16 protein-coding genes are annotated in these 15334 nt (G+C 44.7%); 6 read left to right on the top strand and 10 right to left on the bottom strand.

The features are described 5' to 3' along the window. Positions 1 to 168 precede the first annotated feature (168 nt). The 4 genes from sitA to sitD are packed head-to-tail and all read left to right on the top strand — an operon-like array spanning position 169 to position 3600. Positions 169 to 1086 (top strand): iron/manganese ABC transporter substrate-binding protein SitA, encoded by a 918-nt coding sequence (sitA, locus tag NBA72_RS04855; protein WP_042948887.1) that lies wholly within the window; start codon positions 169 to 171, stop codon positions 1084 to 1086. After that, positions 1083 to 1904 carry an iron/manganese ABC transporter ATP-binding protein SitB gene (gene sitB / locus NBA72_RS04850; RefSeq protein WP_000083153.1) on the top strand — a complete coding sequence of 274 codons (822 nt, stop codon included), beginning with the start codon at positions 1083 to 1085 and terminating at the stop codon, positions 1902 to 1904. The genes sitA and sitB overlap by 4 nt, the downstream gene beginning before the upstream one ends. Further along, positions 1901 to 2761, top strand: coding sequence for an iron/manganese ABC transporter permease subunit SitC (sitC, locus tag NBA72_RS04845; RefSeq protein WP_042948886.1), 861 nt, complete (start codon positions 1901 to 1903; stop codon positions 2759 to 2761). Before sitB ends, sitC begins: the two co-directional genes overlap by 4 nt. Next, positions 2752 to 3600 (top strand): iron/manganese ABC transporter permease subunit SitD, encoded by an 849-nt coding sequence (sitD, locus tag NBA72_RS04840; RefSeq protein ID WP_000480209.1) that lies wholly within the window; start codon positions 2752 to 2754, stop codon positions 3598 to 3600. The genes sitC and sitD overlap by 10 nt, the downstream gene beginning before the upstream one ends. A gap of 98 nt (positions 3601 to 3698) precedes the next feature. Here sitD and avrA read toward each other — a convergent pair whose 3' ends face one another. The 10 genes from avrA to prgH all read right to left on the bottom strand — a co-directional run bounded on the left by avrA (position 3699) and on the right by prgH (position 11332). Beyond that, positions 3699 to 4607, bottom strand: coding sequence for a type III secretion system YopJ family effector AvrA (gene avrA, locus NBA72_RS04835; RefSeq protein WP_077917556.1), 909 nt, complete (start codon positions 4605 to 4607; stop codon positions 3699 to 3701). Between the two features lie 160 nt (positions 4608 to 4767). Then, a complete protein-coding gene (gene sprB / locus NBA72_RS04830; protein ID WP_001246665.1) occupies positions 4768 to 5523 on the bottom strand; it encodes a transcriptional regulator SprB in 756 nt (251 codons plus the stop codon). A gap of 384 nt (positions 5524 to 5907) precedes the next feature. Beyond that, complete coding sequence (hilC, locus tag NBA72_RS04825) at positions 5908 to 6795, bottom strand: invasion transcriptional regulator HilC (protein WP_000243998.1); 888 nt, start codon at positions 6793 to 6795, stop codon at positions 5908 to 5910. 345 nt (positions 6796 to 7140) lie between these two features. Then, positions 7141 to 7593, bottom strand: coding sequence for a type III secretion system effector protein OrgC (locus NBA72_RS04820; protein ID WP_000612177.1), 453 nt, complete (start codon positions 7591 to 7593; stop codon positions 7141 to 7143). Between the two features lie 15 nt (positions 7594 to 7608). Continuing rightward, the gene (gene orgB / locus NBA72_RS04815) at positions 7609 to 8280 is read right to left on the bottom strand and encodes a type III secretion system linker protein OrgB (RefSeq protein WP_000916655.1); all 672 of its coding nucleotides are present in this window, start codon (positions 8278 to 8280) and stop codon (positions 7609 to 7611) included. Beyond that, positions 8237 to 8836, bottom strand: a complete 600-nt coding sequence (gene orgA, locus NBA72_RS04810; protein ID WP_077907222.1) for an oxygen-regulated invasion protein OrgA — start codon at positions 8834 to 8836, stop codon at positions 8237 to 8239. Before orgA ends, orgB begins: the two co-directional genes overlap by 44 nt. Beyond that, on the bottom strand, positions 8808 to 9566 hold the full coding sequence (gene prgK, locus NBA72_RS04805) for a type III secretion system inner membrane ring lipoprotein PrgK (protein WP_000621238.1): 759 nt from the start codon (positions 9564 to 9566) through the stop codon (positions 8808 to 8810). Before prgK ends, orgA begins: the two co-directional genes overlap by 29 nt. Continuing rightward, positions 9563 to 9868, bottom strand: a complete 306-nt coding sequence (gene prgJ, locus NBA72_RS04800) for a type III secretion system inner rod protein PrgJ (protein WP_000020431.1) — start codon at positions 9866 to 9868, stop codon at positions 9563 to 9565. Before prgJ ends, prgK begins: the two co-directional genes overlap by 4 nt. An 18-nt stretch (positions 9869 to 9886) precedes the next feature. Continuing rightward, positions 9887 to 10129, bottom strand: coding sequence for a type III secretion system needle filament protein PrgI (prgI, locus tag NBA72_RS04795; RefSeq protein ID WP_000235229.1), 243 nt, complete (start codon positions 10127 to 10129; stop codon positions 9887 to 9889). A gap of 24 nt (positions 10130 to 10153) precedes the next feature. Continuing rightward, entirely contained in the window at positions 10154 to 11332 is a 1179-nt protein-coding gene (prgH, locus tag NBA72_RS04790) for a type III secretion system inner membrane ring protein PrgH (RefSeq protein WP_042948884.1), read from the bottom strand. A 315-nt stretch (positions 11333 to 11647) separates the two neighbouring features. Between prgH and hilD the strand changes: the two genes are divergently transcribed. Both hilD and hilA read left to right on the top strand, forming a co-directional pair. Beyond that, a complete protein-coding gene (hilD, locus tag NBA72_RS04785) occupies positions 11648 to 12577 on the top strand; it encodes a transcriptional regulator HilD (protein WP_000432699.1) in 930 nt (309 codons plus the stop codon). 1089 nt (positions 12578 to 13666) lie between these two features. After that, on the top strand, positions 13667 to 15328 hold the full coding sequence (gene hilA / locus NBA72_RS04780) for a transcriptional regulator HilA (RefSeq protein WP_001120085.1): 1662 nt from the start codon (positions 13667 to 13669) through the stop codon (positions 15326 to 15328). The last annotated feature ends 6 nt before the right edge of the window (positions 15329 to 15334 follow it).

Genomic DNA, 15334 nt, shown 5'->3' with positions numbered 1-15334 from the left:
AACATTAAGGTGTATTTATTTTACACCTTATCCCTCTTTAGCACTATCACTGCATATCGTCGCCATTTCGCAAATAAGAATTATTTTCATTTATTCATACCTTGTGCTATATAACATAGCAAAGGCTATATTCGATGATTAATTAACCACATTGTTGCGAGGGATACTATGACGAATCTACATCGTCTGAAAACACTCCTGATTGCCGGTATTGTCGCGATACTCGCGCTATCGCCAGCCTATGCAAAAGAGAAATTTAAAGTCATCACCACGTTTACCGTTATTGCCGACATGGCGAAAAACGTGGCGGGCGGCGCAGCGGAAGTCAGCTCAATTACCAAGCCCGGCGCTGAAATCCATGAGTATCAGCCAACGCCCGGCGATATTAAACGAGCGCAGGGGGCACAGCTTATCCTCGCGAATGGTCTGAACCTGGAGCGATGGTTCACCCGCTTTTATCAGCACCTTTCCGGCGTACCGGAAGTCGTCGTCTCCACCGGCGTCAAACCGATGGGCATTACCGAAGGCCCGTATAACGGTAAACCGAACCCGCACGCCTGGATGTCGGCAGAAAACGCGCTGATTTATGTCGATAACATTCGCGACGCACTGGTGAAGTACGATCCGGATAATGCGCAGATCTATAAGCAAAACGCCGAACGCTATAAAGCGAAAATTCGCCAGATGGCCGATCCGTTGCGTGCCGAACTGGAAAAAATTCCCGCCGATCAGCGCTGGCTGGTCACCAGTGAAGGCGCGTTCTCTTACCTGGCGCGCGATAACGACATGAAAGAGCTTTATCTCTGGCCAATTAACGCCGATCAACAGGGGACGCCAAAACAGGTGCGTAAAGTGATTGATACCATTAAAAAGCACCATATTCCCGCCATCTTTAGCGAGAGTACGGTTTCCGATAAACCGGCCCGCCAGGTCGCGCGTGAATCCGGCGCGCATTATGGCGGCGTACTATATGTCGATTCTCTGAGCGCCGCTGACGGCCCTGTGCCAACCTATCTGGATCTGCTGCGCGTCACGACCGAAACCATCGTCAACGGCATTAACGACGGACTGAGGAGTCAACAATGAGTCAATCTGCGATTACCGTTGATCAAGTCACGGTGACGTATCGCAACGGTCATACCGCCCTACGGGACGCCACTTTTCAGGTGCCTGGCGGTTCAATCGCCGCGCTGGTAGGCGTAAATGGTTCCGGTAAGTCTACGTTATTTAAAGCGTTAATGGGCTTTGTGCATCTTGCGCAGGGCGATATCACTATCCTGCAACAGTCAGTCAACAAGGCGCTGAAAAAAAACCTCATTGCTTATGTTCCGCAATCGGAAGAAGTGGACTGGTCATTTCCGGTGCTGGTAGAAGATGTGGTGATGATGGGACGCTACGGCCATATGGGTTGGCTACGCCGCCCCACTGCGCATGATCACGCCTGTGTTGACGCCGCGCTGGCGCGGGTGGATATGCAGGAATATCGTCACCGGCAGATTGGCGAGCTGTCCGGCGGGCAGAAAAAACGTGTGTTTCTTGCCAGGGCCATCGCTCAGGATGGACAGGTAATCCTGCTGGATGAACCTTTTACCGGCGTAGATGTAAAAACCGAAGCGCGAATCATCGATCTACTGCGGGAACTGCGCGATGAAGGCCGCACGATGCTGGTCTCAACGCATAATCTCGGCTCCGTCACCGAGTTTTGCGACTATACGGTAATGATTAAAGGAACCGTACTGGCCAGCGGCCCTACCGAAACCACGTTTACCGCCGCGAATCTGGAACAGGCGTTTAGCGGCGTTCTACGTCATATCGCGCTAAGCGGAGGCGAAGAGCACATCATCACCGATGACGAGCGCCCCTTTATTTCCCGGCGCGTGGCCAGCGGAGGAAAATCGTCATGAACTGGCTTGTTGAGCCGTTTGGCTACCAGTATATGCTCAACGCGATGTGGGTCTCCGCGATGGTGGGCGGTCTGTGCGCGTTTCTCTCCTGCTATTTGTTGCTCAAAGGCTGGTCGCTCATTGGCGATGCGCTATCTCACTCTATTGTGCCTGGCGTCGCTGGCGCCTGGATGTTAGGGCTGCCCTTCTCGCTCGGCGCGTTTCTTTCCGGCGGACTGGCGGCAGGCAGTATGCTCTTTCTTAACCAACGCTCACGCCTGAAAGAAGACGCGATTATCGGGCTTATCTTCTCCTCTTTTTTTGGCGTCGGCCTTTTTATGGTGTCGCTCAATCCGATGTCGGTGAATATCCAGACGATTATTCTCGGCAACGTGCTGGCGATCGCGCCAGCGGATATTGCGCAACTGGCGATTATCGGCGCAGTCTCGCTGACGATTCTGCTGTTAAAGTGGAAAGATCTGATGGTCGTCTTTTTCGATGAAACCCATGCGCGTTCTATCGGGCTTAATCCGGGTCGACTAAAGCTGTTGTTTTTCACTCTATTGTCCGTCTCTACCGTGGCGGCCCTGCAAACCGTTGGGGCGTTCCTAGTGATCTGTCTCGTCGTCACGCCGGGCGCGACGGCCTGGTTACTCACCGACCGTTTTCCACGTCTGCTCATGATTGCCGTCGTGATTGGCAGCCTGACCAGTTTTCTGGGCGCATGGCTTAGCTACTGGCTGGATGGCGCCACGGGTGGAATTATTGTCGTCATGCAAACCTTACTGTTCATCACAGCCTTTATTTTCGCCCCGAAACACGGTCTGTTAGCCAACCGTCGACGCGCCCGCCTGCAGAAGGAGCCGACATGTTCTTAACAACGCTACTGGAACCCTTTCAGTTTGATTTTATGGTGAACGCCCTTATGGTTTCGGTCATTGTGGCGATTCCCTGCGCCTTACTGTCCGTGTTTTTAGTGTTAAAAGGCTGGGCGTTAATGGGCGACGCAATGAGTCATGCGGTATTCCCCGGGGTCGTGCTGGCATATATTGTGGGGATCCCCCTGGCGATTGGCGCTTTCATTGCCGGATTATTTTGCGCTATCGCGACCGGTTATCTGGACGATAACAGCCGCATCAAGCGTGATACGGTGATGGGCATCGTCTTTTCCGGGATGTTTGGCGCAGGTCTGGTGCTCTATGTTTCTATTCAATCGGAAGTGCATCTGGATCACATCCTGTTTGGGGATATGCTGGGCGTATCGCTGGGGGATATCGTACAAACGTCAGTTATTGCACTGGGTATTGCGTTAATCATTGGGCTGAAATGGAAAGATCTCCTGCTACACGCTTTTGACCCGCACCAGGCGAAAGCCAGCGGGCTGAATACGACACTACTGCATTATGGCCTGCTATGTATGATTGCGCTGACTATCGTCGCCACGCTGAAATCGGTGGGCATTATTCTGTCGATTTCATTGCTTATCGCCCCCGGCGCAATTGCCATTTTGCTGACGCGACGCTTTGCGCGCGCGCTAGGATTAGCGGTGAGTCTGTCAGTTATTACCGCTTTTGCGGGCGTTTATCTGTCTTTTTATCTTGATAGCGCGCCAGCGCCGACCATCGTGGTATTATTTGCCATCGTGTTTATTGCGGTATTTATTTACGCAACATGGCGCGACAGGCGTAATGAAATCGTACCAGAGGCGCAAGGTTAACACTTTTTTGCCTGCTATTCAGGAAACATACGGTCATAATATAGAGTAGTTTTATGGCGCTGGAAGGATTTCCTCTGGCAGGCAACCTCATAATTTCATTACGGTTTAAGTAAAGAATTATATTCAGCTATCCTTTTTTTATGAGCGGATATAGAGAGTTTTTTATCGTTTAGCATAACGGCATTGTTATCGAATCGCTCATAAAGCGTTTCATTCTTTTTGTTTACTATACTGCTTCCCGCCGCCGGATTGGCCTGCACATATTCATTTAATCGTTGTACGCCTTGAGTATGTTTGTAAAAACTCACCGGCAGATAGCGGTCTGCTTTATCGGACGGGAGAAAAGGTTCTTCACCACACAGACGTTCACAAATATTATCTTCATGAATTTTTACTAAGTTCATAAATTCAAGCTGAAGTTTTTTGGCGAGCGCCAGGCTAAAAATACCGCATTCAGAAGAGCTTCGTTGAATGTCCAGCTCGACCATAGCAAAATAACAATCAGGCAGTTGTTCACGTTCAAGAGCTGCTTTGGTCCTCAACGCCAGTAAAGCAGGTCCAAAAGCGCTACACGCTGCTGGTTCGAACAAAATCACCGATGTCTTTCCGTCCATAACTCTAAAATCGACGACTGAAATATGGATACCTGAACTTCCCATATTTACGAGAAATCGGGCAGATTCAACGCCTTCCATTCTGGTCTCCTTTATAGAGGAAACAAGCTCATGGACTGACATAACAAATTTAAGATTTAACTCTGGATACTTCTTATTGGCCTGTGCAACAAGAAAAGGCATCATTTCGAGATCGGTTTCCTCGTAACTGATATGAATCCAGCTGCCATCTATAATTTCACTTTCCAGACGCTCAACAATACAGGTCAATGCTTCGGTGTTTAGCTCCCCGCTGACGTCAGGCTGAGGCGATAAACTCGCCCCCATATTACGAGTCGTAGGACTTAGCATACTTTTCCCTCCACATGATAGCTCCTGCACCGAAAATATCATCTTTAACTTTTCAGATTCAATATATTGCCCGCAAAAATATGCCTCAATGATTGAGCCTGGCAACCAATCACCTCCAGATGATTATATATAAGAATTACTACTCAAAAAATCTTTTTTATAATAAAAGCTCAACACATGGTCATAAATGATAAAGAATATTTTAATTCATTCCTACCGCAATCGGTAACGCGCAATTATCGTCAGGTACAGCAGGGTTATGTGCAAAAGCAGTGCGCTGTAAATGCGCGTCTAGTTTCAGTCCCCGGAACAGCGATAGCGGTGAAGAGTCCATCCCCAAACGATACATAACCTTTTTACGATAAATACTGACGGTTTTTGTTCCCAGACCAAATTTTTTCGCCAGTTCAATTGCCGGATGTCCGGAGGATAATAATATCAGCAGCGCATATTTCGCCTGAGTGACGCCGGGAGGTAGATTCCACCAGGCGTATTGATTGATATTAAACAATACCTCTTCCGGCGTCTCGCCGGCATTAAAAGCATACGTAGCAGCCACGGTTTTCTTTTGTGGCCTGTGGCAGAAACGCAGCCAGGCTTCCGGAAGACGGAGCTTCTCTCGATCCGAGCGGATAGCGCAGGATAGTTCGTCTTTTAAAACATAATCCATAACGCCAAAATATTGCAGCACACAGCGATCGATATAATACAAGCGATCTGCCACTACCAAAACTTTACGGTTCTGCAACCGCGTCTGCAACGCATGAAAAAGATAAACATGCTCATGCGGGTTCAAAGCTAAAATCAGCCCGGCGTCCGGCATATCGGATAGAGAATGCAAAAGTGCGGTTAATGAGTTACACGTTTTAACGCACTTTTCCGGATATTTTTGCTTAAAAATAGACTGAAGGGCATAACAATTAGTCCAGTTAATACCGTATATAATTACATTTCTCATTTATTTATCCTTTTTTGAAAACTGACCACAGCTTCGGTAATGATTTTTCTTCCTGGGCGACTACTGCGCAAGTAGATAACGCCTTCTTACTACAAAGGTAATAAGACCAGATACGTTATTACATGCGCAATGTCGTTACCGAAATGAATTCCTTTTACAAATCTGATAATGATTAAATTTGCTGTTTTACTTTACTGTAATCTCTTAGAGTACAACGATTGCCCGACGCCTGGTGGCCATGTATGTCTGACAATGAACGCTTTCGATTCCCTTTCATTAACTATATATCACTGGTGTAGCGATACTGAAATATACACTACGATTAAAAAAATATTTGGTATCTGTAACGCAAACAGATAGTAACGTTTAAAATAATTTCACAAATCAATGGTTCATCGTACGCATAAAGCTAAGCGGTGTAATCTTAAAATGCCGTTTAAAAATAGCGATAAAATAAGAAGGCGTATCATAGCCACACATCGTCGCGACTTGTGAAATATTTCCAGCCCCCATACGTAATAATTTTATAGCCTGATTCATACGAGCATCCAGATATATTTTGCTAAAACTCACCTCTTCAGCGGCCAGTTTTCGCTTCAGACTTGATACGCTCATAAACAGCTTTCCTGCCACCTCAGCCTGTGACCATTTGCGGGTGAGATCGCTGATAATAATGTTATAAACTTTCTCTTTTGTCGTAATTTTTATTGCTCGCTCAAGGAAATCAAACCCACCGGGCTTACGTACAAATGCCGATATAAGATACATCAATGAGAAATATGAATAATCATGATCATCAATACTCACATTACTACAAACCCGTGGACATGCCACACCATGCAAAATAGAGTCAAAAGTATCACTCATCCCTGGCAACAAGTCCGCATGAAAAAAATACTTTGGTTTCGTTTTTAATGATAGCTCTCGATCATTATAGTTTCTTGTACTGTAAAAAACTTTGTAGAATTTTTGCATTAAGTCATAGGAAACTTCCAGTGAAGAAAAATCAATATGCCCTTCTATTTCGCTCATACTAAGAGTGATTGTTTGATCTTTTTCCAATAAAAATAAACACGGCGCAGATTGTTCGATGAACTCCCCAAATTCGTTTTCAATTCGCAAACTGCCTTTATTAAGTTTAAATAATAAGCAGTTTGCGACATAATAGTCTCTTACGTCAGCTAATCCATTTATTAATGGAAATTTGTTCGGCTGTTGAAGGTGATTATTGCTAATGGCCTCAACTGATTTATTCATTGAAGGCAATACCATATTTTATCCTGTGTGCTATAAGGAACTCAAAATCGTTATATTCTTATAAACAAATAATTAAAACTCACAGAGATGATTTAAATCCGATTTTTTTATTATTATAGCCAATAATTACATTCCAACGCGCGTTCATTTCGTCACAAAAAGATACTCTTACAAACTTTATGCACAATTTTGTAATGGAAGCTTACAATATTAATATAATCATTTCAGAATAAAACGCCTGGCAGATACCTTAATAATCCATATACATCAATAAGATAGATACACTGGCATGGTGCATTTTCTGCATTATTTGCTAATATATACACCATACCTTATCACAAATCGCCAGCAATGGGGGGTTCACCAGTCAATTGCCTCTTTGTTTTCCCCGCCCGATAAAATAATCTCCTGCATCCAGGAGGTCATTTGTGACTGTGCATTCATTGTACCAACTAATACCCCGTTTAAAGCCTCATATAAATGGGTGCCCGGTTCAACTTTTGCTAACATGTTTTGTAGCATAGCCGTTTGCTGCTCAAAAGAAACAAAAGCCGAATCACCACTTTTAGGATCTTTGAAGGCATTCATCTCCTGATAAATGCTATCTTTAAGCGTTTCAGAAGAGGCTGACTCAGGAAGCGCCAAAAGTCGTTGGTAGAATGCATCATAAAGATCAACGTCGCCGCCATTGCTTAAAGGCGCGCTATCCACATTATTCAGCATAGCGGCCCTGGCACTCAACGAAACCACACCCGTCGCTTCAGTATCCGCTGTCGGGACCAAATAAGAAGTCGGAATCGTACCCGGTATCACCTTATAACCTCCATTTTACAATGCTTGCGTTTTTGTCTTCCATTCATCAATAAGTGCGTTAATGGCGTTATCAGAAATTGTCCGGCAGTCTTGTGGAAGTTCATCAAGATGATGCTTAATGACGCCTACTGCCGTTTCAACAAATTGTTCAGGTGAAAATTCTGCGATCTGATCGCCGCAACTCATGATAAAGCGCTGTTCCTGATGATATTTAAGATTAAAAGTGCCTGGCCAGTTCTCCATAAGCAACACCATCAGTTTTTGGTGATCTTTTTTCGCATTAACTGGCAGTGTTAAAAAAAGTTGCCCCTCCGGCTTATCGAAATCCCTCAGCCACTCATCCAGGACGGTTAAAAGCGTTTCGGGATGGTCGACCGCAGCTGAAAATAACTCGCGGGCATAAATCTGTATTTTTTCCATCCACTTCCAGGCCATTGTCTGATTATCAGTAAGATAAGCGGCGACCTGCTGTAACGCGTCTATCATTCCCTGCTCGTAACCTTCCTGATAGGCGTACATCCGCAAGGTCTTTGCCTCTTCTTCCGCCTCTCGCAAAATACGCTTAGCCCGTTGATGCGCCTGCTGTTCTAATCTTTCAATAGAGAAATAACGTTCCAGCGTTTTACGCTTTATCAGTATCCCCTCAACAGGCGAAAGCGGGGACGGAATTGGGATATTTTTGAGCATATTGTAAGGCCAGTAGCAAAATTGACATTTCTACAGCATCCTGCTTCGATGCCTCCTCAATAAATGGAGGAAAAAGCAAAGGAAAACGCTGTGCTAAAGATTCAGGTAAAAATTCATTCAGGGCATTTAACTGTGCATACCCGACGCTAAGTAAAAACTGGTGATTCGGCGCCTTATTGCAGACAGATAAACTTGTTCCCTGATGCATTGCCAAAAATGCTTGCGCCCAATCCGGCAGGCCAAGCAAGGCTCCCTGCCTTGCCAGATCGGCTCTCAGTTTATGGCAACCGAGTAAATACGCTACCTGCGGCAGTCGGCGCCACTGACGCAGCCACAGCTGCGTCAGTGAGTTTTGAATACACTCCTTTTCTCCGTTCTTAAGCCGCCATGCCGCCAGTATTAACTCATTTGCCGCCGCCCTGGCGGCGGGTCTGACAATCATTTCCGGCGCTATCTGCAACCGCTGAGGATGGATATACGATAACGGATCAAAAATGATTCTTTGCCAGATAATGGGTAATGGCTGCCTATTCATTTGACGATTTCGCCTTATCATCAGCCGTTATGCCTTTCTTATTGCGGGCATAATGGTTTTTGTAATACCAGACGCCAAAGCCTGCTGACATCACGGATAACAAAATAATCAACACAATCCAACTGGTTGCAAAAGAATTACGTTTTACTGGTGTGCCGGGAGCCTGTAATTGGGCATCAGAACGTTCTGACAACACAACAGAAATGTTGTCATAATCCACATCGGCAAAACTATTCTTTAAGAAACGCTTGATATCGCTGATCTGATGCGCAAGCGGCGAACCTCGTTCATATACGGCTAATGCCGACAGATGGACAGGTTTTGGCGGGCGGCCATTTTCACCAGCATCAATATCATAACTAATATGGACCCTGGCGGAGAGCACGCCCTCCATCGTCTGTAATGACTGTTCCAGTCGCTGTTCAATAGCCGAATATAACCTGGCCTTTTCAGCTCGCGGAGACGATACCAGCGAATCCGCCGGGAACATCTGCGCTATTTCCACCCGTGGCCGGGGAGGAAGCTGATAAGTTTTAATCCAGTACACCGCAGCGGTAAAATCAGGCTCAGCAACAGTAATGCTATAGCCCAATTTTCCGCTATCAATTTTATTCGCCTCTATATTGTGCATTTGCAGAACGGCAATGACCTCATTAGCCTGTTCCTGGTCCAGTCCTTTTAAAAGATCCTTATCCTTACAGCCGGCAAGGGTCATTACCAGCAGAAAGGTATATAGATATCGACGAATCATGAGCGTAATAGCGTTTCAACAGCCCCGACTCCTTTACGAGTAAGGGTACTTACCATAGAAACATACAGGTTATAATCTGAAATCATCTCTTGCGAAATAGCCAGCTCTTTAGGATCCGTCACCAGATTAGGGTCCTCAATCCTGTTGGTAATCGTCTGTTTATCCACAGCCGTGGCAATCGCCGAACCAGAAAAAGCCTGGAGTAGCCGGTCATCCAGCGAGACAATGTCCGTTTCCATAGACCTGATATTGACCGCCTGCCCTATAACGGCATTCTCAGGGACAATAGTTGCAATCGACATAATCCACCTTATAACTGATTAACGGAAGTTCTGAATAATGGCAGCATCAATATCCTTAAAGACTTTTACCGTGTTCGATTGCGCGTTACGGTACAAGTTATATTCCGAAAGCTTACTCTGATACGCCGCCAGTAGCGCCGGATCGGAGGGTTTTGCTGCTAATTTATCCAGCGCATCTGTTACCTGCGTTTGTAGATCCTGAACGCCCGTATCAAATTTTGCTGAGACGTCATCCAGATAGCCTGACCAAGGTGTTGCCATAATGACTTCCTTATTTGCGTTAAATTAAAGTGGGCTTGGGAAATACCAATGGCCTGGGCTCATTTTGATATAACCTTCCGCCCCGTACTGAAATGAGCGCCCCTTGAGCCAGTCATCTTTTAATTCGATCGCAAACTGCACATAGCGTCCTCCCCATGTGCGGTAATAGCTATCGACAAATTGACGGGCTCTGAGTATTTCTACATCATCGAGCGCCCCCTGAATAACAAACGTTACGCCCCCCTTATGATTCCTGCGGGAATAAGGTAACGCCTGCTGTTTTAGCCCCGCTTCCGCCTGGCCTGCGGCGGTAACATCGTCCATCAACGTGATGTTAACCGAATCCGCGTAAGGCATTAGCGCTCTCAGCTTTTGACTTAACACCTCGAGCTCTTTCTTGCTCATCGTGTTTCGCTGGCGGCTTAGCCAGAAAACGGGTTTACGCGGCTCATCGAAATGAAGCCGATAATAAGCCAGCTGAGGATAATAGGTATCCAGCCAGGTAGAGATACGCTTATTTTCTTCGTTTTCGTTAATCACTCGCGCATTTTTATCATAATCGCCCCTCGCTAAAACCTGACGAGCCCACAGCGTATCTCTTTCATTTTGCGCAGCGACATAGAGCATTTTGTCCCGTCCTGGCAACACCTGAAAGCGCTCCTTCTCCTGCCCCAATAACGAATCGAGCTCTGCGGCCTGCCGCTGCGGCGAGTTAAGTATCCATAACGTCCCCACCGTCCCAATTCCCAATATAAAAAACCCGGCCAGTGCTGCTACAATTCCGTTTTTAAAACGCGGCTCGTTCTTTTTTGCAGACGTTTCTAACTTCTCAGGCTGCTCGGGCACCCACGGCTCGCTTTCCGGGCGAATCAGGATAAGCAATTCACCGACCTGTATTGGCGTATTTAATTGCACCGAACGAGATTCAGAATTTCCTTCTTTCAGCTCATGGAGTATAATTTCGGTCGCATCCGTATCCACCTGGATTTCAAAATTTACTCCGCCATGGTCCAGCGGGATAAAAAAGCTATCGGCAGGTATATCAGGGAGTTGGCCTGAAGCAGTGAGCGCATCACTCTGACCTACCACAAAGAGTGTTCGGCCTGTCAGCAATGGAAACTCACAGCCGTTCAGTGAGCTGTTAAGTAATCGAACTATGTATGGCCCAGGGCTTGTTATCGTCTTCTCTTTTGATATTTCCATATATACTGTTAGCGATGTCTGTCGTTCTCGATAGCAGCAGATTACCGCACAGGACACAGGGATTCCTGATGAAAATAGAATGAAAAGTGAGAAATAAAATCAATTTATTCTGTATAATGCGTCTCAACACATATTAAAAGAACCATCATCCCCATTGGGGCTTAAACTACTGTAGATAAATTACCCAAATTTGGGTTCTTTTGGTGTAACAATCAGACCATTGCCAACACACGCTAATAAAGAGCATTTACAACTCAGATTTTTTCAGTAGGATACCAGTAAGGAACATTAAAATAACATCAACAAAGGGATAATATGGAAAATGTAACCTTTGTAAGTAATAGTCATCAGCGTCCTGCCGCAGATAACTTACAGAAATTAAAATCACTTTTGACAAATACCCGGCAGCAAATTAAAAGTCAGACTCAGCAGGTTACCATCAAAAATCTTTATGTAAGCAGTTTCACTTTAGTTTGCTTTCGGAGCGGTAAACTGACGATTAGCAATAATCACGATACGATTTACTGTGACGAACCTGGGATGTTGGTGCTCAAAAAAGAGCAGGTAGTTAACGTGACGCTTGAAGAGGTCAATGGCCACATGGATTTCGATATACTCGAGATACCGACGCAACGACTTGGCGCTCTCTATGCACTTATCCCAAACGAGCAGCAAACCAAAATGGCGGTACCCACAGAGAAAGCGCAGAAAATCTTCTATACGCCTGACTTTCCTGCCAGAAGAGAGGTATTTGAACATCTGAAAACGGCGTTCTCCTGTACGAAGGATACAAGCAAAGGTTGCAGTAACTGTAACAACAAGAGTTGTATTGAAAATGAAGAGTTAATTCCTTATTTTCTGCTGTTCCTGCTTACTGCTTTTCTCCGACTCCCGGAGAGTTATGAGATCATCCTTAGCTCGGCTCAGATAACGTTAAAGGAGCGCGTTTACAACATTATATCTTCGTCACCCAGTAGACAGTGGAAGCTTACGGATGTTGCCGATCATATATTTATGAGTACGTCAACGCTCAAACGGAAACTTGCAGAAGAAGGTACCAGTTTTAGCGACATCTACTTATCGGCAAGAATGAATCAGGCAGCAAAACTTTTACGCATAGGCAACCATAATGTTAATGCTGTAGCATTAAAATGTGGTTATGACAGCACGTCCTACTTCATTCAATGTTTCAAAAAATATTTTAAAACTACGCCATCGACATTCATAAAAATGGCGAACCATTAACATTTTTTGTATCTGTCACTCAAGTAAAGATTTTTATTAAAATTGTAATAATTTAAAATTCAGACTGCGCATTAACACGCTATATCAGGATGGGAGGCTATTTAATATCATTGTTCTGTCCGGAAGACAGCTTATACTGATATCTCTGGTAATTTAAAGTAAGGCTGATTATATAACACGATTTTTGTGAACTTGTCATCGCTATGATGACTGGTAAACCGATATTGCCTTATTCACAGCGTAAGAATCCGTCCAGATGACACTATCTCCTTCCGGCTTTAACCCTGTGGATTAAGGCCGGCATTTTATTCATATTTATACATCATCCGTTCCCTCTGAGAACTATTTGCCTGAACGGTCTACACCGAAACAGTCACGCTTGTTAGCTTTCTGCCAGGTATACCTCTTCTCTTCATCCTGATATCGATATAATGCCTGGGGGCCAGCCTGAGGATGATACTGCTCATAACCCCCCTGCCTTTTTGACGCTATAGCTGAAAGGAGTAAAGAAAAGACGATATCATTATTTTGCAAAAAAATATAAAAATAAGCGCACCATTAAAAACAGTCTTTCATTTATATTTTGACACCTAAGACAAATTACACTCTTAAACTTCCAACGAATGGTCATTTAGTGGAAATCTTCGAGAAAAATGGTTCTGATGGTGTAATTATCAGACCATTAACCATGAAGATATAATAAGCAGCATTTACACCCCCAAAAAATGCAGTAAGATAGCTACAAAACTAATCTCTATTGCAATGAGGCCAAGTTAAATATGTAAATATTTAGATGCCCGGCGCTGACTCTCTGCTCCAGGATATACGACAGCGTCCATTCGATAATCACGGTTAGTTATAACAATATTATTACCAACATGTCAGTTATTTAAAGCACAGGCATAAGCTAAATAATCAAATGTTAAAAACATATAAACCCGAGCCCGTACAATATGACATTAAGCTCATAATAAAAGCTCAACCTGACCGTTAGTACTAACAGCAGAATTACTGAAACAGTAGATTCTATCCTAACGACTTGTATTAGCTATTATAACTTTTCACCCTGTAAGAGAATACACTATTATCATGCCACATTTTAATCCTGTTCCTGTATCGAATAAAAAATTCGTCTTTGATGATTTCATACTCAACATGGACGGCTCCCTGCTACGCTCAGAAAAGAAAGTCAATATTCCGCCAAAAGAATATGCCGTTCTGGTCATCCTGCTCGAAGCCGCCGGCGAGATTGTGAGTAAAAACACCTTACTGGACCAGGTATGGGGCGACGCGGAAGTTAACGAAGAATCTCTTACCCGCTGTATTTATGCCTTACGACGTATTCTGTCGGAAGATAAAGAGCATCGTTACATTGAAACACTGTACGGACAGGGCTATCGGTTTAATCGTCCGGTCGTAGTGGTGTCTCCGCCAGCGCCGCAACCTACGACTCATACATTGGCGATACTTCCTTTTCAGATGCAGGATCAGGTTCAATCCGAGAGTCTGCATTACTCTATCGTGAAGGGATTATCGCAGTATGCGCCCTTTGGCCTGAGCGTGCTGCCGGTGACCATTACGAAGAACTGCCGTAGTGTTAAGGATATTCTCGAGCTCATGGATCAATTACGCCCCGATTATTATATCTCCGGGCAGATGATACCCGATGGTAATGATAACATTGTACAGATCGAGATAGTTCGGGTTAAAGGTTATCACCTGCTGCACCAGGAAAGCATTAAGTTGATAGAACACCAACCCGCTTCTCTCTTGCAAAACAAAATTGCGAATCTTTTGCTCAGATGTATTCCCGGACTTCGCTGGGACACAAAGCAGATTAGCGAGCTAAATTCGATTGACAGTACTATGGTTTACTTACGCGGTAAGCATGAGTTAAATCAATACACCCCCTATAGCTTACAGCAAGCGCTTAAATTGCTGACTCAATGCGTTAACATGTCGCCAAACAGCATTGCGCCTTACTGTGCGCTGGCAGAATGCTACCTCAGCATGGCGCAAATGGGGATTTTTGATAAACAAAATGCCATGATCAAAGCTAAAGAACATGCGATTAAGGCGACAGAGCTGGACCACAATAATCCACAAGCTTTAGGATTACTGGGGCTAATTAATACGATTCATTCAGAATACATCGTCGGGAGTTTGCTATTCAAACAAGCTAACTTACTTTCGCCCATCTCTGCAGATATTAAATATTATTATGGCTGGAATCTTTTCATGGCTGGTCAGTTGGAGGAGGCCTTACAAACGATTAACGAGTGTTTAAAATTGGACCCAACGCGCGCAGCCGCAGGGATCACTAAGCTGTGGATTACCTATTATCATACCGGTATTGATGATGCTATACGTTTAGGCGATGAATTACGCTCACAACATTTGCAGGATAATCCAATATTATTAAGTATGCAGGTTATGTTTCTTTCGCTTAAAGGTAAACATGAACTGGCACGAAAATTAACTAAAGAAATATCCACGCAGGAAATAACAGGGCTTATTGCTGTTAATCTTCTTTATGCTGAATACTGTCAGAATAGTGAGCGTGCCTTACCGACGATAAGAGAGTTTCTGGAAAGCGAACAGCGTATTGATAATAATCCGGGATTATTACCGTTAGTGCTGGTTGCCCACGGCGAAGCTATTGCCGAGAAAATGTGGAATAAATTTAAAAACGAAGACAATATTTGGTTCAAAAGATGGAAACAGGATCCCCGCTTGATTAAATTACGGTAAAATCTG

Origin of the sequence: Salmonella sp. NW1250 (assembly GCF_051812965.1) — a bacterium.
In the GTDB taxonomy this organism is placed as follows: domain Bacteria; phylum Pseudomonadota; class Gammaproteobacteria; order Enterobacterales; family Enterobacteriaceae; genus Salmonella; species Salmonella enterica.
The sequence above is the reverse complement of the archived record's forward strand: the minus strand, read 5'-3'. Positions and strand labels throughout refer to the sequence as shown.